9 protein-coding genes and 2 rRNA genes are annotated in these 23,124 nt (G+C 38.7%); 3 read left to right on the top strand and 8 right to left on the bottom strand.

What is annotated here, in order from left to right:
- Both I8752_RS25920 and rrf read left to right on the top strand, forming a co-directional pair.
- Positions 1-456: ribosomal RNA gene (locus tag I8752_RS25920) — 23S ribosomal RNA — on the top strand; the annotation flags it as partial.
- A 69-nt stretch (positions 457-525) separates the two neighbouring features.
- A 5S ribosomal RNA gene (rrf, locus tag I8752_RS25915) occupies positions 526-643 on the top strand.
- Between the two features lie 392 nt (positions 644-1,035).
- On the opposite strand, the gene I8752_RS25910 is transcribed toward rrf, so the two are convergent.
- The 5 genes from I8752_RS25910 to I8752_RS25875 form a co-directional block, all read right to left on the bottom strand.
- Entirely contained in the window at positions 1,036-1,854 is an 819-nt protein-coding gene (locus tag I8752_RS25910; RefSeq protein WP_225895911.1) for a phytanoyl-CoA dioxygenase family protein, read from the bottom strand.
- Between the two features lie 165 nt (positions 1,855-2,019).
- Positions 2,020-11,226 (bottom strand): non-ribosomal peptide synthetase, encoded by a 9,207-nt coding sequence (locus I8752_RS37630; RefSeq protein WP_225895910.1) that lies wholly within the window; start codon positions 11,224-11,226, stop codon positions 2,020-2,022.
- A gap of 205 nt (positions 11,227-11,431) precedes the next feature.
- Positions 11,432-16,921, bottom strand: a complete 5,490-nt coding sequence (locus tag I8752_RS25885; protein WP_214435096.1) for an ATP-binding sensor histidine kinase — start codon at positions 16,919-16,921, stop codon at positions 11,432-11,434.
- A 700-nt stretch (positions 16,922-17,621) separates the two neighbouring features.
- Complete coding sequence (locus I8752_RS25880) at positions 17,622-17,915, bottom strand: hypothetical protein (protein ID WP_214435095.1); 294 nt, start codon at positions 17,913-17,915, stop codon at positions 17,622-17,624.
- Positions 17,916-18,107: 192 nt separating this feature from the next.
- The gene (locus I8752_RS25875) at positions 18,108-19,058 is read right to left on the bottom strand and encodes a D-2-hydroxyacid dehydrogenase (protein ID WP_214435094.1); all 951 of its coding nucleotides are present in this window, start codon (positions 19,056-19,058) and stop codon (positions 18,108-18,110) included.
- 93 nt (positions 19,059-19,151) lie between these two features.
- Here I8752_RS25875 and I8752_RS25870 point away from each other — a divergent pair, with 93 nt between their 5' ends.
- Positions 19,152-19,334, top strand: a complete 183-nt coding sequence (locus I8752_RS25870) for a hypothetical protein (protein WP_214435093.1) — start codon at positions 19,152-19,154, stop codon at positions 19,332-19,334.
- 131 nt (positions 19,335-19,465) lie between these two features.
- On the opposite strand, the gene I8752_RS25865 is transcribed toward I8752_RS25870, so the two are convergent.
- The 3 genes from I8752_RS25865 to I8752_RS25855 form a co-directional block, all read right to left on the bottom strand.
- The gene (locus I8752_RS25865; RefSeq protein WP_214435092.1) at positions 19,466-20,491 is read right to left on the bottom strand and encodes an ABC transporter substrate-binding protein; all 1,026 of its coding nucleotides are present in this window, start codon (positions 20,489-20,491) and stop codon (positions 19,466-19,468) included.
- 54 nt (positions 20,492-20,545) lie between these two features.
- Complete coding sequence (locus I8752_RS25860; protein WP_214435091.1) at positions 20,546-20,875, bottom strand: 4Fe-4S dicluster domain-containing protein; 330 nt, start codon at positions 20,873-20,875, stop codon at positions 20,546-20,548.
- A gap of 111 nt (positions 20,876-20,986) precedes the next feature.
- The gene (locus I8752_RS25855; protein ID WP_214435090.1) at positions 20,987-22,624 is read right to left on the bottom strand and encodes an FAD-dependent oxidoreductase; all 1,638 of its coding nucleotides are present in this window, start codon (positions 22,622-22,624) and stop codon (positions 20,987-20,989) included.
- Between the last annotated feature and the right edge of the window lie 500 nt (positions 22,625-23,124).

Genomic DNA, 23,124 nt, shown 5'->3' with positions numbered 1-23,124 from the left:
TAGGGATAACAGGCTGATCTCCCCAAGAGTCCACATCGACGGGGAGGTTTGGCACCTCGATGTCGGCTCATCGCAACCTGGGGCGGAAGTACGTCCCAAGGGTTGGGCTGTTCGCCCATTAAAGCGGTACGTGAGCTGGGTTCAGAACGTCGTGAGACAGTTCGGTCCATATCCGGTGCAGGCGTAAGAGCATTGAGAGGAGCCTTCCTTAGTACGAGAGGACCGGGAAGGACGCACCGCTGGTGTACCAGTTATTGTACCAACAGTAGACGCTGGGTAGCCAAGTGCGGAGCGGATAACCGCTGAAAGCATCTAAGTGGGAAGCCCACCTCAAGATGAGTGCTCTCACTACATAAGTAGGTAAGGTCACGGGCAGAACACCCGTTTATAGGCGGTAGGTGGAAGTGCAGTAATGTATGCAGCCGAGCCGTGCTAATAGACCGAGGGCTTGACCTCACAACAACATTGGTCCTCTATTCGCGTTGCTTGCAGTCTTCAGGGTTTTGACCCAACCAAACAAGTTTTCCTGGTGCTGATTGCGCGGTGGAACCACGCTGATTCCTTCCCGAACTCAGAGGTGAAACGCTGCTGCGGCCACGATAGTTTAGGGGTTGCCCTCTGCCACAATAGCTCTGTGCCAGGTTTTTATTTCTCCCAAAGCCTCCTTTAGTTCTAAAGGAGGCTTTTTAGCTAAAATTATAGCTAAAATTATACAGACAGATATATCAACCAAGCAAAACTAAAAAACGGCAAGAAGTAATGAGGTAAATCTTTTGGGTAAATGTCAATTGAAGGTTTTTTGAGCGTTTCATTGCTAAACCTGCCGCCTCAGAGACGAATTTTGAAGCTGTATTGCTAAATTTACTACCTCCTAAAACTCTAGTTTTACTAGATAGAGGTTTCTATCATTTTATTTTTTTACAACTTTTTTCATGTAATTACAGTCTTAGCTTTTTTTGTACCTTTTTCAACCCGTCGAACTCACATTAATTTAGTAATTAATTCAGGAATTTATTAAAGCTTGGTACCGGAAAGCTAGGATAACACATTAGATGCTAAAGGAATAACAGGCCGGTAATCTTGACTAACAAGAAAATCTGGTCGTGGGTTTACAACGGCAGAAGGAATATTTTCAATACTATTATAAGTAATAATTACTGTAGAACGCCCAAATGGAGAAATATTATTTGTTGAAGCATGGACTATATTACTATCAAAAAATACTATCGAACCTGCCGCAGCTTTGATGAAAGTAATTCCATATTTTGATACTAAATTAGTAATTAATTTCTGGTTGAGAGAATACTTCAAATTAGCACTAAAATTTGATATCCATCCTTGAATTTCATTAGAATTATGCATTGTAACATCAATCATCTCTTCTTTATGAGAACCAGGAATCAAAAATAGCGGCCCATTAAATTCGTTCATATCATCTAATAAACACATAGCGTTGACTACTTGTGGTCTTGGCATTCCATCTTCTTTACGCCAATAAATATAGTCTTGATGCCACTTCCAAATATCACCACTAAATGCTGCCTTCAGATTAATTTTGAATTGATATACATATACTTGGCTGCCAACTATTTGCATTGCAGGTTCAACGATAAACGGATGTCTTGTTAGACAATTAAAAACATCATTTATTGTATGCGAACCGTGGAATGAACGTACAGTTTTACCATCTTTTTCCAGAACTTTTTTAGGTGAGTTATCTGCTGATAAACTAGATAATTCTGCTTTCACCGCTTCAATTTCGCCACGAGAAAAATATTCTGGTAATACAAGAAATCCTTGATTTTTATAAATTAATAACTGTTCTTCTGTGAGGTGCATATTAAAAGCCTGCATCTATGTATAATTCAAATTTAGCTGTTTTAATAGTTACAGTAATTGCTAAAAACACTTAAATTACTCAGATTTTATTGATAAGTTAAGCTACTCAAAAATACCGAAAATTAATCATTCTTAAATTAGGTATTCATGAGTAGACATTAACTGTATCTACTATGCAGATTACATACTCAAAAATCCGCTGCGTTGGAAATAATCTAAATATTTACCGATTAATTCTGCATCCATTGATGGACATTTAATTGATGTATTTGCAATTGCATTTAGTGTATTGCAGCAGTCTAAATCAGCAGTATTTTGATATAGCTCCCATGCAGCCTGTTCTGGATTCACTTTTTCAGTGAACATAGGTAAAAGAGCGAATAAGGGATTTGACTGGGAATACTGAGCTTGATTAATTAAATTATCTGTCCATTGGGAATATGGTACTTTCTGAAGTTGGTATCCACAAGCTGATATCAACTCAAATAATTTAATTAAATCAATGTTTTCCGATGCTAAAGGCACTATATGAAACGCCTTTCCTAAAGATTCTTTTTTCTGAGATATTTGAACAATGGCTTTACTGGCATAATCTACAGTAATTAAATCTTGTTTTTGATTGATTAGTTCTGGAAAACTACCTACTTGTATACAACCTACGATCAATCTAGATATGAAGTCATCTGTATTAGTGACACCAGTCTGGGGATGACCCATTAAAAATCCCGATCTGATGACTGTTACAGGGATTCCTCTAGATTTAGCAATCCAAACAAGTTTTTCAGCTACCCATTTACTTTGTGTATAGCCAATCTCTTGAGAAAGATAAGGTTCACTCTGATCGATGTCGTCATCCTCATAAAGGACATTTAACCCATTTATACTGGCCATTGCGCCAAAAACTGCCATTGTTGAAATGTAGTGTACTGGCTTGAGTTGATGCTGACACGCTAATCTGAGAACTTCTTGCGTACCAAGAACATTTGCTGCCTTAATTACAGAATATGGTTTAGCAAAGTTGACTTGAGCGCCGCTATGATAAATAACATCAATTTGCTGTGCTAACTTCTCAAATTGCTCTACAGAAACTCCAAAACGAGGTAAAGCTAAATCTCCTGGTATGGGGATGATTCTAGAACTTTGGCTTGCATCCCAAATTAAATATTTTTCTAGGGTTTTCTGTAGCCTTTTGAAACCTTCAGTTTCGTTCTTAGCACGCACGAGACAATATATTTTTGCCTGAGTTTGCTGTAGCAATTCATGGATTAAGAAAGCACCTAAAAAGCCTGTTGCTCCTGTTAAGAAAATATGATTTGGCTGGGTGATATCCTGGGCAAGGATTCCTTGAGGATAAATGTTTGGATCTAGTACGGCTTCAGCTTTTGGATTAACAACAGTATCCAGAACAGCAGTGTCTTTTTGATGCAGTTTGTCAATGATTTGGCTGAGTCCTTCTATAGTTTGCTGCTCAAAAATATATCTTACAGGCAGTTCTACTTGAAAGGTTTCTCGTAGATACATCATTAACTGGGTTGCTAATAGGGAATTACCACCTAGTTCAAAGAAGTTATCTTGAATTCCCACACGATCGCTACCCAATACCTTAGTCCAAATAGCAACCATTTTTGACTCAGTAGGAGTACGAGGTGTAATTAATACTGCTTCTAGACTGCTTCTGGACTGATCTGGTGCAGGTAGCGATCGCCGATCTAACTTACCATTAGGTGTTAATGGCAATTTCTCTAAGCTGACAAAAGCTGTGGGTATCATATATTCTGGTAGCTTTTGTTCCAGAAAGCGGCGGAGTTCTACTGCCAGTTTGCGCGTGAATTTGCCCTGTAGAGGTTGATTGGCATAGTCATTCCAAGGTTTAAGAGCAACTGTATCTCGATTAGCGATCGCCTTCGTTACCCTTTCTCTCTCGTTATGTCTGAAAACTACGTCGTAACAGTCAACCACACTCGATTCTGACCAAGTAATATCGACTGAATAAGGTAAATCCTGGCTTAAATTCCACAATTCTTCCGGATCGATGCCAATCTGGGGAAGTTGTTCTAAATGCGATCGCACTTCGCCTACTGTCTTCGGCCCTTCTGGACTTTTGAGCAATTCTATAGTCTTGATTTCCTGAATTACTCTGGCATTGGGTACATTTTTGATTCCTAAAATCTCTGGCTGAGTTGCTAATAAAAGGTGACGAACAGATGACAAAGTTAGCTGTTGTTGTTGCCAATCCAACCAAGTAATTCCAACAATGTTATCAGTATCAGTTCCTATATGTAAAATCGCATCGTAGCGGAACTTTGTCAGTTCGTTATGATGCTGACCCCGTTTGACTTGAATTTGAACGCGGCTTATCTTAGGCAAGTGCTGCCCTAATGCTCTAAAAAAGTCTGGGTCAATTACCAGTTCTTCCTCTTGGTTGAGGCGTTGGCGAATGCGCTCTTGTAACTGTACCGTCGAAAGTGTGAATGATGCTTGATACAGAGCTACAGAAGTGTGGTAAGCCTCTAGTAAAGGTAGACTGCGTACATCTCCGATAAATATAAAACCACCAGGCTGCACAGCGTTGACTGTTCCCGTCAAAACTTGCAGCAGATAGTCAATGCTAGGAAAATACTGAACTACTGAATTGATAATTACCGTATTGAAAGCATCTGTCTCAATACCCTCAAAATTGTCAGCAGGTCTTTGTAACAAAGTCAGTTGCGGCCAATCTTGACCGGACATTTGCAACTGTTGGATTTGTCGCAGAGCTTCCGGTGCGAAATCAGTACCCCAATATTTGCTGCAATGGGAAATAATTTTGCATAACAACAAACCTGTACCGCAACCAATTTCTAGTACTTGGCTGGGTTGCAAAGAAAGAATGCGTTCAACAGTGCAATCTACCCACTCGCGCATTTCTTCGGCGGGGATAGGCATACCTGTATAACTACTGTTCCAGCCAATAGTATTAAATACGCGGTTCTGTTCCTCAGTAGTTTGCTTGTAGGTTTGATCGTAGATTGTTTGCCACTGGGAAAGGTGTTCGGTTTGCCAATTTGCTAACAACTCTGGGGCGTTCTCTTCTTGTTGATTCTGTACTACATAAGCTACTAAACGCTTTTGTCCGGGTACATCTTCCCGATCTATGACTACACCTTTGTTGACTGAGGGATGTTGCGTCAAAACGGCTTCAATCTCACCTAGCTCAATTCGGAAGCCACGGATCTTCACTTGGTGGTCGATACGACTGAGATATTCGATATTACCATCGGGGAGATAACGAACTAAATCCCCTGTTTTATAAAGGCGATCGCTTGCTTTTGTTTGGTTAAACGGATTAGGAATAAACCGAGCCTCCGTCAAATCAGGGCGATTGAGATAACCACGCGCTAAACCAGCACCGCCAATGTAGAGTTCTCCTGGCACACCTACAGGTACAGGTTGTAATTGAGAATCCAGTATATAGAACTGAGTATTCGCCATTGGGCGACCAATTAGAACTTGTCCGTCTTCAGATGCAACTTTATATGTTGCTGACCAGATGGTAGTTTCAGTGGGGCCATAAACGTTCCATAAAGTAGCGCATCGCTGTTGCAACTGTTTAGCTAATTTTCTCAGCAAAGTTTCCCCACCACAGAGGATTTTCAAATCTTTACTACCTTGCCAACCTGCCTCTAGAAGCAGCTGCCAAGTGGCTGGAGTAGCTTGCATAACGGTAACGCCATTGGTTAATTTGGCAATTAACGCTGTGCCATCCATAGCCTCTTCCCGACTGACCGTGACAACACGCGCACCAAGAGTAATAGGTAGGAAAATTTCGAGTACGGCAATGTCAAAGGATAAAGTAGTTACAGAAAGCAGTGTATCTTGCTCTGTCAGTTCCAAATGCTGACCCATGAAGTGAAGGAAATTAACTACAGAGCTGTGCATAATTTGTACGCCTTTCGGTTTGCCAGTAGAACCGGAGGTGTAGATTACGTAAGCTAAGTTATCGGCATTAACATTAGTATCGAGGTTATCTTGGCTTTGTGTAGCAATATCCTGCCAGTCTTTATCCAAACAGACTATATGCGCTTGATGTTGAGGAAGTTGTGCCAACAAATGCTGCTGGGTTAAGAGTATAGATAGCTGCGAGTCTGATACCATCAAAGATAAACGCTGTTGGGGATAGGCTGGATCCAGAGGTATATAAGCCCCACCAGCTTTGAGAACCCCTAGTAGAGCTACAATCATATCCAGAGAACGTTCTAGACAAATCCCTACTAATACATCTGGCCCTACACCTAAAGCTTGTAAATGACGGGCTAACTGGTTGGCTCTAGCATTCAACTGCCGATAAGTTATTTGTTGGTCTGCAAATATCGCTGCTATGGAGTCAGGTACGCGCTTGACTTGGGCTTCAAATAGTTGATGAATGCAAGTTTCTTGCGGGTAATCTGCTTGAGTTTGATTCCATTCCAATAATAATTGTTGGCGTTCAGCAGGTGTTAAAAGCGGTAAATCTGCAACCTTCTGGTCTGGATTAGCGACAATCCCCGCAACTAAAGTTTGGAAATTTTCTCCTAACCGAGAGATAGTAGCAGCATCAAATAAGTCGGTGCTGTACTCGAACCAACCACTAATTCCATCTGGCGTTTCAAACAATTCTAGGAATAAATCAAACTTGGCTGTACCATTGTGTTCTAAGCGATGGTTGATTGTTAAACCGGAAAGTTCCAAAGCTTGTATGGGTACATTTTGCAGTGCAAAGCAGATTTGGAATAAGGGATGGCGGCTCAAATCGCGCTCTGGTTCTAGTTCCTCCACCAGTTTTTCAAAGGGTACGTCTTGATGAGCGTAAGCTTCTAAGGTAACTTCTCGTACTTGCTTAAGCAATTGGCGGAACGTTGGAGAATCGGAAAAATCGCTGCGTAGTACTAAAGTGTTAACAAAAAATCCGATTAAACTCTCGATTTCCTGATGATGGCGATTGGCAATTAACGAGCCTACTACGATGTCTTCACTACTCGTATAGCGGTATAACAGCGTTTGGAATGCTGCTAAGAGGGTCATATATAAAGTAGCTCCCTCATGCTGACTAAACCGAGTTACTGCCTCGCTGAGAGATTTGGAGAGTGCTAGAGGTTGACGCGCTCCGCGATAAGTTTGGATGGCTGGACGGGGGCGATCGCTTGGCAACTGTAAAATGGGTAAATCTGCTAGCTGTTGCTTCCAATAACTCAGTTGCTCTGATATGACTTTTCCTTGCAACCATTGCCTCTGCCAAACAGCAAAGTCTGCATACTGAATGGGCAGTTGAGCCAAAGGAGAAGGTAAACCATTGGCAAAAGCTTGATACAGCAATGTCAGTTCTTGGAACAATACGCTCACAGACCAACCATCAAAAACAATGTGGTGAATGCTCAGAAGTAGTAGAGATTCCTCTGCATTTATCTGTATTAGGGCTGCCCGCAATAATGGGCCGCGGTTGATATTAAAAGGTTGTTGGAACTCTTCAATCCGCAATCGCTCAATTTCTGTATCTTTTTGTGATTCAGAAAAAGAACGCAAATCTTCCAAATGTATAAGTACACTTAGTGCTGGAACAATAATTTGTACAGGTTGCCCATCTAATGAAGCAAAAGTTGTGCGTAAAACTTCGTGCCGCCGCACAATTTCGTTGAGGCTTTGCTCTAAAGCTTTCAGATTTACCTGGCCAAACAGGCGAAAAGTTTGGGGGAAATTGTAAAAGGGGCTGTCAGGCAACAACTGTTCGAGAAACCACAATCGCTGCTGGGCGAAAGAAAGGGGTAAGTTTTGGTTGCGCGTTACAGGTGCAATCGCCCAAGTATACCATTCTTGATTTTGGTTGAGTTGCACCTCAATACTTTCAGCCAAGCTAGCAACAGTAGGTGCATCGAATAAACGTCGTAATGGTATATCCAACTGATAGGTATCTCGAATCCGAGAAATTACCTGTGTGGCTAACAGTGAGTGTCCCCCCATGTCGAAAAAGTTATCGTGGACGCTTATCTGCTGTAATTTCAAAACTTGCAGCCAAATTTTTGTTATTACTTCCTCAACAGTAGTACGAGGTGAAACAAAATCTTGCTCTTGATTCCATCGGTTGCGATCGGGTATTGGTAGGGAACGACGATCTACTTTGCCATTCGGTGTTAGCGGCAATGCGTTTAACATCACAAAACTGGAAGGCAGCATATAATCTGGCAACTTATCTTGGAGAAATCTCCGAAGATTGCCACTTATTGTCCGCTGCAAGGTTTTCCATAAATGTTGGGTTTCTAAGATATACTCTATGCTTTGGTTAAAAAGGATTTTTTCACTAGGCGTTAGAGTCAACTCAACACCAGCCCGCTTACCCTGACTCCAAGCAACACAGCCGTCTATCCAAAGTTCTTCTGATATTACTGGCAACCTCAGACAAAGACGAACTCGTTTACCTTTTGCCCAACTGAATGGTATCTCCACCAAGCACACACCACCATTGGAGATATCTTCTGTTTGCAGCTCTATTATCCGATTATCATCAGTCTCGACTCGACAAAGACTTTTATAAGGTACTCGTTCCGGAATTAGGTTAGAAACAATATAAGCAACTAGGCGCTTATCTCCAGGTACATCCTCACGCGCTATGACTGCGGCTTCGCGCACGTCAGGATGTTGCAACAGTATTGTCTCGATTTCCCCTAGCTCAATGCGGAAGCCACGAATTTTCACCTGTTGGTCTATCCGACCGAGATATTCAATATTCCCATCTGGTAAGTAACAAACTAAGTCGCCTGTTTTATACAAGCGATCGCAGCTTACTCCATCCCCTCTGCCTCTTTGGAAGGGATTGGCAATAAAGCGTTCGTTAGTTAAATCTGGTCGATTGAGATAACCCCTAGCTAAACTAACGCCACCAATGTATAGCTCTCCCGGAACGCCGATAGGAACTGGTTTTAACTCTGCATCTAGTATGTAAATCTGGGTGTTAGCGATCGGGCGACCTATAGAGGGATAAGCAGGCCAGGAATCAGGATTTTGATTAAATGCTAAAGCTGTTACTACATGAGTTTCTGATGGGCCGTAGTGATTGTGAAATGAGCAGTGTGGCAGGGATTTGAATAATTTGACAATGGCAGGAGTGATTTGCAGCTGCTCGCCTGTAGTGGTAACTTCTTTGAGGCTAGTAAATAATTCCAACCCAGATGCGGCTAGTTCTGCCATTTGCTGTAGTATGACCACAGGCAAAATCGCTTTTTCAATTTCTTGGTTGTGAATGAAGTGAGCTAAAGCTGTGGAGTCCCGACGCAAGCTTTCTGAGATGAGAAACAAAGTTCCTCCCGAACACCAGGCAGCAAACATTTCATGAAAGCTGGCATCAAAGCTCAAGGAGGCAAATTGCAGAGTACGGACACCTGTTAATAGTGAATTTAGATGCCATTCGAGTAAATTCACTAGAGGACGGTGGCCTAAACAGATGCCTTTCGGTCTGCCTGTTGAACCAGAGGTATAGATGATATAAGCTAAATTCTCTGCTGTGACTTCTGTAGAAACATTTTCCTGACTGTATTGGCCTATCTTATCCCAGTCAGTATCTAAACAAATAACTTGTGCCTGATGCTTGGGAAGCTCTGGTAGTAATTGCTGCTGAGTGAGCAATACAGATATCTGCGTATCTTCAATCTTGAAAGCTAAACGCTCCTTGGGATATGCCGGATCTAGTGGTAAGTAAGCACCACCAGCTTTGAGAACGGCCAAAACTGCGATCGCCATTTCTAGACTTCTCTCGACACAGATTCCCACTGGCATATCTGGCTTCACGCCTAGCGAATGCAGATAATGTGCTAACTGATTCGCTCGTTGATTTAGCTGTTGGTAAGTGAGTGAAGATTGTTCGCGGTTATTTTCTGCCTCTTTAAAGATGAGAGCTAAGGTATGTGGCGATCGCTCCACCTGTGCTTCAAATAGTTGATGAATGCATTTATCTAATGCGTAATTTTTACTTGTATTATTCCAAGTTTCTAATAATTTTTGATGCTCGGTTTCTGGTAAGATATTCAGTTGAGAAAAATGCTCACAACCTTGACTAATTTGATTGGCTAAAAATAGCAAGTTTTCTAAACAATTTATATAAACAAAATATTCTTCATTGTAAAAAAGTTCTATTTTTAGAGTATCATTAAAATCATTAACTAATAAATGAACTTCCTTTTTTGCAAAAGAATTATGAACAATTAATCTAGAATTTGGTTCAGAGATAGGAATATTAACAATACTGAAATTATAAAAGTTATAGAAAAACTTTAATTCTTCATTTTTTAAATACTTATTTTGTAAAAGTACTGAAACATTTTGTAACCCATCTAACTTTTGCCTATAATTATTAATGTATGAAATATAATCAAGTAACTTTGATTGTTTGTCAATATTTTTTTGAGGTACAACAACAGGAACTACTTGATAGAGGCAACCTAAAACATCAAGCGATCGCAAATTTCTTTTACCGATAATATCGTAAAAAACAAAATCTGCTGGTGCTTGTAAATATTGACTCAAATAAATGCCGTAAACCGCTCTAAAAAAAGCTGGGATATTACATTTATTTAATTGGCAATATTGTCTAATCTGCGCTAGGTTACTACCAGTAATTTGTATTTTCCTAGATTGAGCTTTATTATTGTCTTTTTGTTTGATATAAGAAGTAACAGGAATAATGTTAGTTAAAGTTTCCTGCCAGTACTGCTGAATTTCTTGAGTATCAAATTTAAGAAGATGCTCATCAATACAATTATAAAAAGAATTAGCTTCAATTTTTTGAGGTATATTACCTGCTTTTAAATCCAAGTAAACTTTTGCAACTATTTCAAAGAAAATTTTGCCAGAATAGCCATCAAAAAGAATATGAGGTGCACCTAAAACAGCAGTATAACTGCCTTGTGGCTCTTTGACTAAAATGTTTTTAAATAAATGACTTTTTTGAAAATCTAGCTTAACTTTAATTTTTTCTTGAATGATTTGTTCTAAACTAGTAAAATGATTATTATTTTGGATATCGATGAATTCAAAATGAATATTAGCCTTGTTATCGACAAACTGAAAAGCTTCACCTTGATAAAAAATAAACTTAGTTTTAATAGTGTCATTTTCTTTACATACTATTTGGACTGCCTGTTCCCAAATTAATCTATCTAAATTTTGTGGTAGCTTTACCGAGAATCCTAAACTGAAAATAGTATTGTCCGGATGGAGAATATTATCGAGATATAAATCTCTTTGTGTAGTTGTTAGGCGGGAAATTTTTCCAATCCTTGAAGGTTTATATGGCTCCTCTAGTATATTTCCTGTTACCAAAGCAAGAAATACTTCTGAAATTGAGATGGGAGTAATAGCTGTATTTTGAGAATAGTTAATCATAAAGATTCCTTTGGCGTAAAGTTTTTGCTAAAAAGAACTTGCTGTATCAAAAACCAGGAGTCGGAATGGTGAATGTATGAGTGGTTCGTGAGTCGAGGTCTAAAGAAAGTGCTTTCAAGCATGGAGAAATTAAAAGGCAGGCATCGTATTTGAAACTCCTGACTTCAGATATGGGATATTCTAACTCCTGAATTCTAACTTCTCTTCATTTGATTAATTTAGAATTATTATGATGTACTGGAAGTTCAATTAAGAACTCGCTTCCTTGTCCTGGTATTGACGAGCAACTTATCTTACCTGCATGTTTTTCCACGATAATGTTGTAACTAATAGATAATCCCAAACCCGTACCTTTCCCAATGGGTTTAGTAGTAAAGAAAGGGTTAAAAATTTGAGAAAGTGTATCTGAGGTCATACCCATTCCATTATCAGCAATGCGAATTAAGAGCAAATTTTGCTCTAATAACTCAGTAGTAATTTTGATATACCCTGGATTTATTTCAGCTTCTTCCAATGAAAGGATAGAGTTATACTCTTCTAAAGCATCAATAGCATTAGCTAACAAATTCATAAATACTTGGTTGAGTTGACTGGGATAACAGTCTACTAATGGTAAACAACTATAATTTTTGATAATTTGAATCTTTGAATTTACTGAGTCAGTTTTGAGTCGATGCTGTAAGATTAGTAAGGTATTATCAATACCATGATGAATATTAACTTCTTTCATCTCGGCTTCATCTAAACGAGAGAAGTTACGTAAGCTGAGAACTATCTGGCGAATGCGATCGGCTCCAACTTTCATGGAAGATAGTAAATTGGGTAAATCTTCGAGCAAAAATTCCAAATCGATATCCTCTTGTTCTGCCAGTATTTGAGGAGTTAAATTAGGTGACTCTTGCTCGTAGATTTTAATGAGATGTAATATATCTTTAATGTATTCACTGGCATGGGTAATATTGCCATAAATAAAGTTAATTGGATTATTAATTTCATGAGCTATACCAGCAACTAGTTGACCTAAACTAGACATTTTTTCTTTTTGAATCATCTGTAATTGCGTAGTTTGTAGTTGCTGGAGGGTGAGTTTTAACTTTTGTGCTTGTTCCTGCAAACACACATTTTTTTCATGTAATTCCTGTGTTCTTTCTTCTACTTTTAGTTCCAAGGTTTTGCTATAGTTCTCCAATTCCTGGTTAGCTTGTTGTAAATTATCATTCAATTTAGATAAATTAGTATAAAGTTTTGCATTCTCAATGGAAATAGCTGCTTGAGAGGACAGAATTTTTAAAACTTCTAAACGCTCAGTCGTAAATGCATTGACTGTTAAATTATTTTGCAAGTACAAAATACCAATGAGTTTACTTTGATGAATTATCGGCGTACATAAAATAGATTTACATTGATTGTTAATAATATAAGGATCGCTAACAAATATTCCTTCACAGCTAGCATTACCTAGAACAACGCTTTCCTTGGTTCTCACAACATAGTTAACAACTGATACTGGTAAATATTGAGTATTGTCTAAAGCTATTGATGTTTCCAACAATAGCTTATTGTTATTAACACCCATTACAGCTTCTATTATCATTTGACCATTCTTCTCTAAAAGGAAGCAGCTGCTTTGTGCGCCTGCATTTTCCATAAGAATTGTCATCAACTTTGCAAGTAAATCATCTAGCATAATTTCACTAGAAATAGCTTGCGAAGCTTTAAAAACTGTATTTAAATCAAAAGACGCTAAATTGCTTATTTTACTTGAAGTCGTTGGTAAGCTAGCTTTTAAGCTAGATGATTCATGATTTATTCTTAATGGGCAATAGTCGGGATATTTTGATTCTAATTCATTGACTTTTTTAATAGCTCCCCAACGTACATAAGCATGATAAGATTCTTTCAGGTAGAAAATAGCCTGCCGATCTCTACTACGAGAAAAGTAAAACTCTGCTGCTAATTCATAAGCTAGTGCTTCTTCTTGAAGATATCTTTGTTCTTTTGCTCCTTGAATAGCTAGCTCATAATACTCCATTGCAACGAAGGTATTTCCTAAAATTCGTGCTTTTTCTGCCTCTACTAGATCGTATTTGTGCTGATAGTTAGCAGGAGCAAGATTAGCCCATAACTGCATTTTTTCCTGATTGCTATTGATAATAGCTATATATTCTTGTTGAATGTTGGGTTCGACATTGGGATATAAACCAATTAAGGCTAACGAATAATATAAGTTGTGGATGCCAACTGACATCATTCCCAGGACACCGCTTAGATATTCTGAAGCTAATTTGGCGTTATCAACTGCTTGAGTGTAATCCTTGAATAAGTAAAAGAGAATCAATTTGGCAACATACACAACAAACAAAGTAGTAAAATTTTTAGTCTTTTGTAAATATGCCACCATTGAGCCTTCATCAAAACTTTCACCAAATAAAAGATGTTTATCTGGTGATAAACCTTGTAAAGCTAATGTTAGTTGATGCCAAATTTTAATATAATTTATCGGAAAATCTAGTTTAAATTTTTGCAGTAAATCAAGATATGATACATGCTGTTGAGCTACTAATTCTAGTTGTTCTCCACTCAAAAATATATGACCACAATAGTGAACTGAGCAATAGCCAGCGTACTCTAAATCTCCAAGTTCTAATGCGCTTTGAATTCCTTCTTTTAGAGGGGCAATCGTTTCTCTAAGATGCTCTTTCCAATGAATCGTAAAGCCATAAAATGGTGCGTATACTTTGCTTTTAAGTTCAATAACTTGGAATTGCTCTAATATCTGCCAAGCTATTTGACCGGAGTGATATCCAGCATCAATATTTTCTAGATAGCCACACAAAAGCATACCATAGTAAGCATATCCATGGGCAGCTAAAGGTGAATGACCGTGTTTGATGCACAGATTGACAACAGTCAAGATTATCTGGGGAAAATTTGTCTTTGTTGGGTTAGTAATAAAAGCAGCACCAGCAATAGTAACAAGAATTTTTAAAGCCGCTAGTATGCAAGGATCTGTGACAACTGGAAAATCTTCTAAATCTTGAAGTTGAGGTAAATTAGCGACGGTAGTTTGCTTATTTGGTGTCTCCGATAGAGATATTCCTAGTTTAGCGATCGCTTCTAGTCCAGTATCAATGGCTTGAAGCATCTGATTTTGAGCCATATAAAACTGAATCTGTAATTGATAAGCCTTTACTAGATCGAACAGATTGGTGGCTCTTTCTAAGATAGTTTCAGTTAGAATAGCTGCGCGTTTAAAGTTAGTATTTAAGTATTCTATTTCTACACTTTCTAGATGCAGTGCTAGCATCAGGTCGTAGTTACTTTCCCAACTTGAAGGTTTAAGTAATTCTAGTCCGACTTTTGAATAAGTTAGCGCAGCTTCGTATGCTGATGCTGCTTTTGCTTTTTGGCTAGCTATCAAATTTAATTTAGCTAGTTTATCTCTTTGAGACTGTTCGTCAATAAATTCAATGCCAAAGTTTAAATGATTGACAATATCAAAAATATTTTCTTCTATTTCTTGTGTTTGATAAGACTCTAGTAGTAATTGCCCAATTTTCAAGTGAGTTTGTTTTTTTTGCGATTCTGGAATTAAGGAATAAGCTGCTTGCTGAACGCGATCGTGTAAAAATTTATATGAAACTTTCAATTCCTGAGAAACTATCGAGCTAGATATATCGCGGTCAAAAAATAAAGGAGCTTTATAGTTTTCACTTAGTGGTAAAATCAAACTTGCTTGTAGTGCTTCCCATAAGTCAAATGCGGTTTTTGATTGAGACTTTTCATTTACAATTGCTAAAATATCTATACTAAAGCGATTTCCTACACAAGCAGCTAATTTTAATACCTGCTGTGTCTCTTTAGGTAATTTTTTAATATTTCTAGCAATTAATTCTATGGCATCATAATCTGTAATCCCAATGGTCTGAATTTGATTAATTTCCCATTGCCAGACTCCACTATTAAAGTCAAAATTCAATAGCTTTTCTTGATACATAGTTTGAAGTAGCTGGTTTAAGAAAAAAGGATTTCCTTGGGTTTTATCAAAAATCAGGTTAGCTAATATTTTTGTTTTTTCTGTGGTGCTATGAAAGCTATCTGCTACTAATTCATGTACATTTTCAATTTTTAGAGGTTTGAGGATGATATTATTTACAACTGTTCCTGCTTTTTGAATTTCATTTAAAGTTTGAAGCAAATAATGAGTCGATCTGACTTCGTTATCTCGATAAGCCCCAATCATTAATAAATATTGGCTATCAAGTTCACCCATCAGCATCTTAATCAATTTTAGAGAGGCTAAATCTGCCCATTGTAAATCATCTAAAAATAATACGAGTGGATGTTCTTTTTGAGTAAAGACCTGAATAAAATTTTGGAATACTCGATTAAAGCGATTTTGTGATTCAGTTGCTCCTAACTGGGGGACAAATGGCTGTTGACCAACAATTTTTTCAATTTCGGGAATAACGTCAATAATAACTTGACCGATGTCACCAAATGCTGCTAAAAGCTTATGTTTCCAAACTAATATTTTTTCAGTACTTTCTGTTAAAAGTTGTTGGGTTAATTCTTGAAATGATTGAATCAAAGCAGTATAAGGAATATTTCGCTTAAATTGATCGAACTTTCCAGATATAAAATATCCCCGTTGCTTAATAACAGGTTTATGAATTTCATTAACCAAGCAAGATTTACCAATCCCTGCATAACCAGAGACTAAAATCATCTCAGTTTTTCCGGCACTTATTCGCTCAAAAGCTGATATAAAACATGCTATTTCTTCTTTACGTCCATAAAGTTTTTGAGGAATAGTAAACTGACTAAATTTATCCAATTGTCCAGGAATAAAATTTTCAATTTTGCCATTATTCAATAACTGTTTAAGACAAATTTCTAAATCTGCTTTTAATCCTAAGCCGCTTTGGTATCTTTCTTCAGCAGTTTTAGATAACAATTTCATCACAATATTAGATAACTCCTCTGGAATTTGTGGATTAACTTGATGAGGAGGTATAGGTTGTTTGGCAATATGACAGTGAATTATTTCTAAGGGATCGGTGCAATTAAATGGTAATTTGGATGTTAACAGTTCATACAAAGTTATACCTAAAGAGTAAAAATCTGTACGATAGTCAATTGACCTATTCATCCGCCCTGTTTGCTCTGGAGACATATAAGCAAGTGTTCCTTTAAGCAAATTGGGATTACTAATAATTGCATTTTCTTTTGACAACCGTGATGCAATACTAAAATCAGTAATCTTAACTTGTAGTAATTTGGGATTGATAATTATATTTTGTGGTTTAATATCTTTATGAATAATATTTTTTTCGTGCAAACTTGTAATAGTTGCTGCAATTTGAGCAGAGATTTTTAAGCAATCTATTACATTAACTTTAACATTGTCTATGTATTGTTTTAGATTTTGTCCTGCAATATCTTCTAATACTAAAGTAATGGAGTCTTGGAAATTTTCCAATCCGTATACTTTAATAATGCCTGGTAAATTTAGAGAGTTAGCAATTTCATACTCATGTTTAAACTCTGTAACATATTCAATATTAGAATACTCGTTTTTAAGAGTTTTTAAAATAACATTTTTTTTATTTACAATATCCCATCCTCTATAAACAACAGTCTCTATCCCTTCAGAAATTTTTTCTATAACTTGATATTTGGAATTTCTAATCATTTTTTTATAATTTTTAATTAGCTCTGTATATACTGTTAGTTGTATTTAAACTACCTGTATCTTAAATTGAAATTTTTGCTAAACCTAAATCTATAATATTATCATTACAAGAATTAGAAAAATAGAAAGGTTTAATATATATTTATATATAAAATTAAATTTATTAAGACGTTTTATAAAAATTTAGCCTATTTTTTAACATTTATTCAGTAATAAAAGCGATTGCTAGGAGTGCTAATTTTTCCAAAAAATAACGTGAGAAGAAATAATACATAAAGAAGATACGAAATTTTCTTGCGCCAAATTTGAATGCAAATTTTCAAAATTAATTTGCTATTTTCAGGTTATTTTAATAGGAATTGAAGTTGTTTAATTAGCATTTGCTTTGAATAGAAAATAATGTATTAATTGGCATACATTTGACTAGATCATACTGGTGTTAAGGTTTGATTGTAATCGGCTAATATACTATTGTTTGCTAACTTAAAATCGACAAGCTTCTATGTAATTGCCGTAAAAATTTATTTTTTATTTTTTTAACATTTCAAGTTAATCGCCTCTAAGCTTGGTGTAACAGCTGTTGAGGACAAGAGAGCGTCTCTTTACAGAAATTTAGTTTTCGGACTGGTCTATTGCAATATTCTTACTTTCACTCTACAACATACCCCCGCATCAGAAACTCCCAAGAAGGCGCACAGAGTTATCTATGCACGAGCGATCGCAGCGACGGGTTTCCCTCCGCAGGCAACTGTGTTAGCGCAGCGTTAGCGAGCCTGCGAGCGTCACCCGAAGGGGGGTTCCCCCCGTTGTGGCAAGTGGCGTGGGAAACCCTTCCTGTGCAAGTGGCTCCGGAGGGAAACCCTACTAAGAGCGCTGACTCACCAAAACGATGTAATCCGAAGCGATCTTTAGCAGTTTTAAACCAACCTTCGAGCTGCCCTTCGGGTTCGCCAGTTGCTTCAAGTCTCTTAACCTGCCCAACGCACTGGCTCACCAACGACCTTTAAAGCCTTACGGTATAGCTTCGCTTAGACCGACGTAAGAGCATCACCTGAAGGGTTGAATTAGGTAGAAATTGAAATCCCTGTTCTCTCACGTCAATGCTTAGAGCGTCGCATTTAGGAACAAGAGTAATCTATGTGAGGATTTTAGTCTTCAAAAACAAGACTAAAGTCCTTACTACAAACTAATAACCAGCATCCTTATTTACAATATTCCGTAGAGGTTGGTCGTTGTAATAGCGTGTAAAATTATCGAGAAAAAGTGAGAGCGCTCGCTCTTTGGTTTTGGGAGAATGGCCTGAACAGTGGGGTGTAATAAAAATATTTGGTTGAGTCCACAAAGGACTTTCCGGGGGTAACGGTTCTGTAAACACTGTATCTAAAGCTGCACCAGCAATTTTAGCTGTTTGTAACGCTTTTATCAGTGCAGGTTCATCAACAATTGCACCACGCGCAATGTTAATTAGATAAGCATCGGGACGCATAAGGCTGAAGATTTCTGCATCAATTAATCCTTTAGTTTCTTTGGTAAGAGGTGTAGCAATGACTACATAGTTAGCTTCACCTAAGAGTGCTTTCCATTCATTAGCACCCACCACTTTGTCAAAGTTAAGTAATGGTTGGGGATGACGGCGACTACCATAAATATTTAAACCAAAAGCTTTAGCACGCTTGGCAATTTCTTGCCCTATTCCACCTGCACCAATAATTAATAATGTTTTATCTTGCAGTTCTTCATTTATCAAGCCTCGTTGCCAACTCTTTTGAGCTTGCAATTCATGCAATTTCTGAAAGTTCTTGGCGTAAGACAAAATATAAGTAATGACAAATTCGGCTATAGGAATCGCATGAAGTCCTGCGCCATTAGTCAGAACGATCTCACGTTCTAAATATTGTGGTGTGAGAATGTTATTTACACCTGCATTTGTTGCTTGATGCCAACGCAATTTAGGTGCTGATTCTAAGACTTTCTGTAAAGTTGTAGGTTTAATATAATACAGCCAACTGAAATATACTTCCGCATCTGTAGCATCACCATCAATATTGCCATCAACATCTGCCCGGACAAATGTTGTATCGTTAGGTAGATGCGGCTTTATTTCATCAGCAACTTCTATTGGTAAAATTAGCTTCACGATACCCTACTCCTTTGATATTTTGAGTGTAACAGAGCAATATACGATCGGGAGCATCCCACTTTTTTGCATGTCATTGCTCTGCGAAACAGAGTGAAGCGAGGCAATCGCAAAATCTCTGGCTCAGACCAAGTTCATGCGATCGCTATTACAGCAATTTTCACTCATTTAAACCACAGTCTGAAAATGTCTTTAACTAGTCGCGGCGATAGCGCAGCGTTAGCGAGTCATCGAGCGTCGGAATCCTCCACCATACATTTATGTTGGTGGCTCTAGTACGCCGCTCCGGTACTAGGTACTGGGTAATTGTTCCAGAATTTGGGAGGGGTCAAAGCCCCTTCCACAATTTTTCATTTGATAACCCAATCCCTAACTCCCAATCCCCAGTCCCTTTTACTTTTGAATTGTTATTGTTTTGGCTGTGTTGCAATCCAATCATTCAATTTAAAATCAGACTCAGCTAATTTCTGCGAGATTAAAAATTTTTTTGTGCCTTCTAAAAGTTGCACTCCTCGAGCTGGCAAAGGTTCTACTGGGAATTGTGTAATGGGAAAAGAAGCCTTAACTACATCAAGAGGATATCCTGACACATCAGCATGAAATTTGTAGTAAGCTTGTGAGTTCGCTTGAATATCTTTGACAGATGCTTGTTTGATCTGATTCCATTTTTGCGGAAAATCTGGATGTTGAGCCAGAAAAGCTTCTGTGGCTACAGTTACGCTTGTGCCTGGTAAATCTGGATGTTTAATCGCTTCATCTAACACTGGATACCCTTTCGCTTGTAACAGCGGCCCCGTACCAGTAGATGCAGCAATTGCAGCCACATCTCCCCGTTCTAATGCGGCTTGGGCTTCACTTGGTAGCAGGTGAACTACAGTGACGCGATCGCTAATCCCAGACTTTTGCAACAATCCAATTAAATAGCGATGCATATAAGAACCTTTAGAAGTCGCTACCTTCTGCCCTTGGAGTTCTGCTATAGAACGCGGGCCGTTTTTCTTTGCCAGTAACCAAGCATTCGTCCCTACTTGTTCTTGCCCAATCAATCGCGTCGGAAGTCCCTTAGCTTTGCCTACTAGTGCAGGTGTATCACCATAAATACCTACATCCACTGCCCCCGCTACCAAGGCTTCATTCAGGTTGGGGCCGTTAGGAAAATTCAATGTCTTGATTTCTGTAATCCCTATTTTTTGCAATTCTGGCAAGAGTTTACCTTGATGCATTGCCCATCCTGCTGGCCCAGTGGGTGTTTTAATCTTGCCATTACTAATAAAACCCAAACGCAAGGTGGTAGTTTTAGCCGCAGCTGTTGTTGTGGGATTAGGTACAGCTTGGGAAACAGTTTGTTGAGAACTGCAAGCAGTACTGAGAAATAAAAGGCTAGAGATAGCCAGAGTTGGTAGTTTAGGCAAAGAGGGAATAGAAGTAGGCATGGTAAACAAAACGCAAAGACACAGAAAATGTGGAGGAGAAAACAACAAATTATGTTATTTGAGCTGCTTGAGTATTTGGTGCGTGGAATCTTCTTTCGCTAACGAAGTGCGATCGCGTCCCCAACCGACATTTCTGCGATAACTACCCAGAAGTTTAGCTTCTAGGAGGGATTCTTCATCTACTGAATCTAGCGGATCGACTTGTGGTGCTACATACAAAGCATCCACCGGACAGTACAATTCGCACATGAAACAAGTTTGACAATCACTTTGCCTAGCAATAGTAGGTGGTGCATCTGCCACTTTATTAAAGATGTTTGTTGGGCAAACGTTAACGCAAATATTACATTGAATGCAGCGTGAAGCGCTTACTAACTCAATCATGTCAAATAATTTTGGATTATAGATTTTGAAACTAATCTTGGTTCTTTCTTTGCGCCTTTGCGCCTAACCTGCGGAAAGATTTTGTCGAATGCGCCAAACAAAAAAAGCTCATCAAGAAGATGCGATCGCCAATTCCTTGTTTGTCCCTAATCCTTCACTTCTCACCCAGACTTTATCCAAACCACCACTAACTAAATAATGTTGCTGGTTAGCATCCATCTCTGGATAATCCAGATGTTTGTGCATCCCGCGACTTTCTTTTCGTTGTAGGGCGCTGCTGTACATCCATCTGGCTGTAGCTACCATTGCGGCGGCTTCTCGTACCTGAAGAATTTGAGAATCTCCAGCTTGGCTACTACGAATTTCTTTCCAAAGGTGATTTAATCTCTGCAATGATTCAGTCAAGCCTTGTTCGTTACGGAAATAATTGCGATTGTAGGGAAAAACCTCTGCCTGTGTTGCTTGAATAACTTCTTCAGCTTTGATTTGGTAATTCCCACCGCTTATCAAACCTGCTTCACCGACTGCTTCTACAGGGCGTTGTTTGCCCCACTCTCCCAAATTCTGGGCATATTCAGCCGCAGATTTTCCTGCCCAGTAACCGGAAGATATCGCCCATGCTGCATTGTGGCTACCACCACCAGTAAATCCACCACAAATTAATTCTCTGGTAGCAGCATCCCCCGCTGCATAAAGCCCTGGAACTGATGCAGCGCAAGTAGAATCAACAATGCGAATCCCGCCCGTACCCCTTACTGTTCCTTCTAAACGCAAAGTCACGGGGAAGCGTTGGCTAAAGGGATCGATACCTGCGCGATCGAATGGTAAGAAGAAATTAGGCTGTGCTGTTCGCATCTGTGCCTGCATCTGTTCAGTGGCTCGATCTAAGATGGCATAGACTGGTTGTGTCAACAGAGTTTGAGCAATTACCGAACGCCCTCGTTGCGAACCTGCCCCAGGTATAGGCGTACCGTCTTCGTAAGTGAAAGTTGCCCAATTATAAAACAGAGTCTTGGTGACTGAGGAAAAAGCGGGAGAGATGCCATATGCGTTAGAAAACTCCATCCCTGACATCTGAGCACCCGCCTCTGCTGCCATCAGGTATCCATCCCCAGTTAAGATATTGCAACCTAGTGCTTTGCTCAAAAAAGCACACCCACCAGTGGCAATGATTACTGAGTTGGCACGTACAACCCATTGCTTACCCGTTTGACGGGTTATGCCTGTTGCCCCAGCAACTACGCCTTCTGCGTCTACTAATAGTTGCAAGGCGGGACTATTATCTAAAATTGTTACTCCCACCCGTTTGATTTGCTTTCGCATCATGCGCATATATTCAGGCCCTTGGAGACTGCGCCGATAGGGTTTCCCTTCTTCATCAACAGGAAAAGGATAACCCCATTCTGCTAATAGGTTGATGTTGGTATATGTCTGATTTAATACCTGCTGCATCCAATCGCGATTGGATAAGAATCCTCCTAAAGCTTCCCGACTGGACATTGCCGCTTCTCTTGCTTCCGGATTCGGTGGTACATACCATACACCATTACCCGATGCGGCTGCACAGCCACTTGTACCACAGTAGCCTTTATCAACTAAAATAACTCTTGCACCGTTAGATGCCGCACTCCAAGCAGCCCAAGTACCCGCCGGGCCACCACCAATCACGAGAACATCTGTCTGTAAATTGGGATCAATATCAATATCAATAGTAGATGAATCTTGCGATCGCCAATGGTAACTATTCATTGAATTCTTCGCCTCGATATTTGAGCTTAGTGGGACTTAGAAAAAAAGTAGCTTGAAAAAACAATCAAATATATACACAGTAAGACTTTGACATTGTTTTCTTAGTTTCTTTATATCTAAGTTTCAAGTATTTTTGAGCCTTCGGTGTATTTTCGTTACCCTATATAGGTTTGAGCCTGTTTCTACCTCAAAAATGTTTAAGTTCCGTTAGGTACTACACAAAAACCTAGATAAGAATGCAAACTGCAATGATGATAATCAGAACAGTTAAGCGATGCATATTCCACTTGGTTTGGCATCTACAATTCCATAAACTCCGGTTTATTGGTCAATTTATAGTATTTTACTTACAATTAAGCCTTGCATAATTTTTTCATAAAATCAAGGGGGGTTTTTATAAAACTTAAAAAATCTCATAAAATGCTTGATTTTTCAGCATTTATATGGAAATATTTCAGCTTAAATTAGAGTATTTTAGGCAATTTTTAATTTTTATAGCT

Origin of the sequence: Dendronalium phyllosphericum CENA369 (genome assembly GCF_016056275.1) — a bacterium.
Classification (GTDB): domain Bacteria; phylum Cyanobacteriota; class Cyanobacteriia; order Cyanobacteriales; family Nostocaceae; genus Dendronalium; species Dendronalium phyllosphericum.
Note: the sequence above shows the minus strand (reverse complement) of the source record. Positions and strands in the feature narration are given on the sequence as shown.

Bases quoted from the DNA above. Each gene is read 5' to 3' on its own strand.
- I8752_RS25910 (WP_225895911.1), bottom strand. From the start codon at position 1,854: ATGCAGGCTTTTAATATGCACCTCACAGAAGAACAGTTATTAATTTAT.
- I8752_RS37630 (WP_225895910.1), bottom strand. From the start codon at position 11,226: ATGATTAACTATTCTCAAAATACAGCTATTACTCCCATCTCAATTTCA.
- I8752_RS25885 (WP_214435096.1), bottom strand. From the start codon at position 16,921: ATGATTAGAAATTCCAAATATCAAGTTATAGAAAAAATTTCTGAAGGG.
- I8752_RS25865 (WP_214435092.1), bottom strand. From the start codon at position 20,491: ATGCCTACTTCTATTCCCTCTTTGCCTAAACTACCAACTCTGGCTATC.
- I8752_RS25860 (WP_214435091.1), bottom strand. From the start codon at position 20,875: ATGATTGAGTTAGTAAGCGCTTCACGCTGCATTCAATGTAATATTTGC.
- I8752_RS25855 (WP_214435090.1), bottom strand. From the start codon at position 22,624: ATGAATAGTTACCATTGGCGATCGCAAGATTCATCTACTATTGATATT.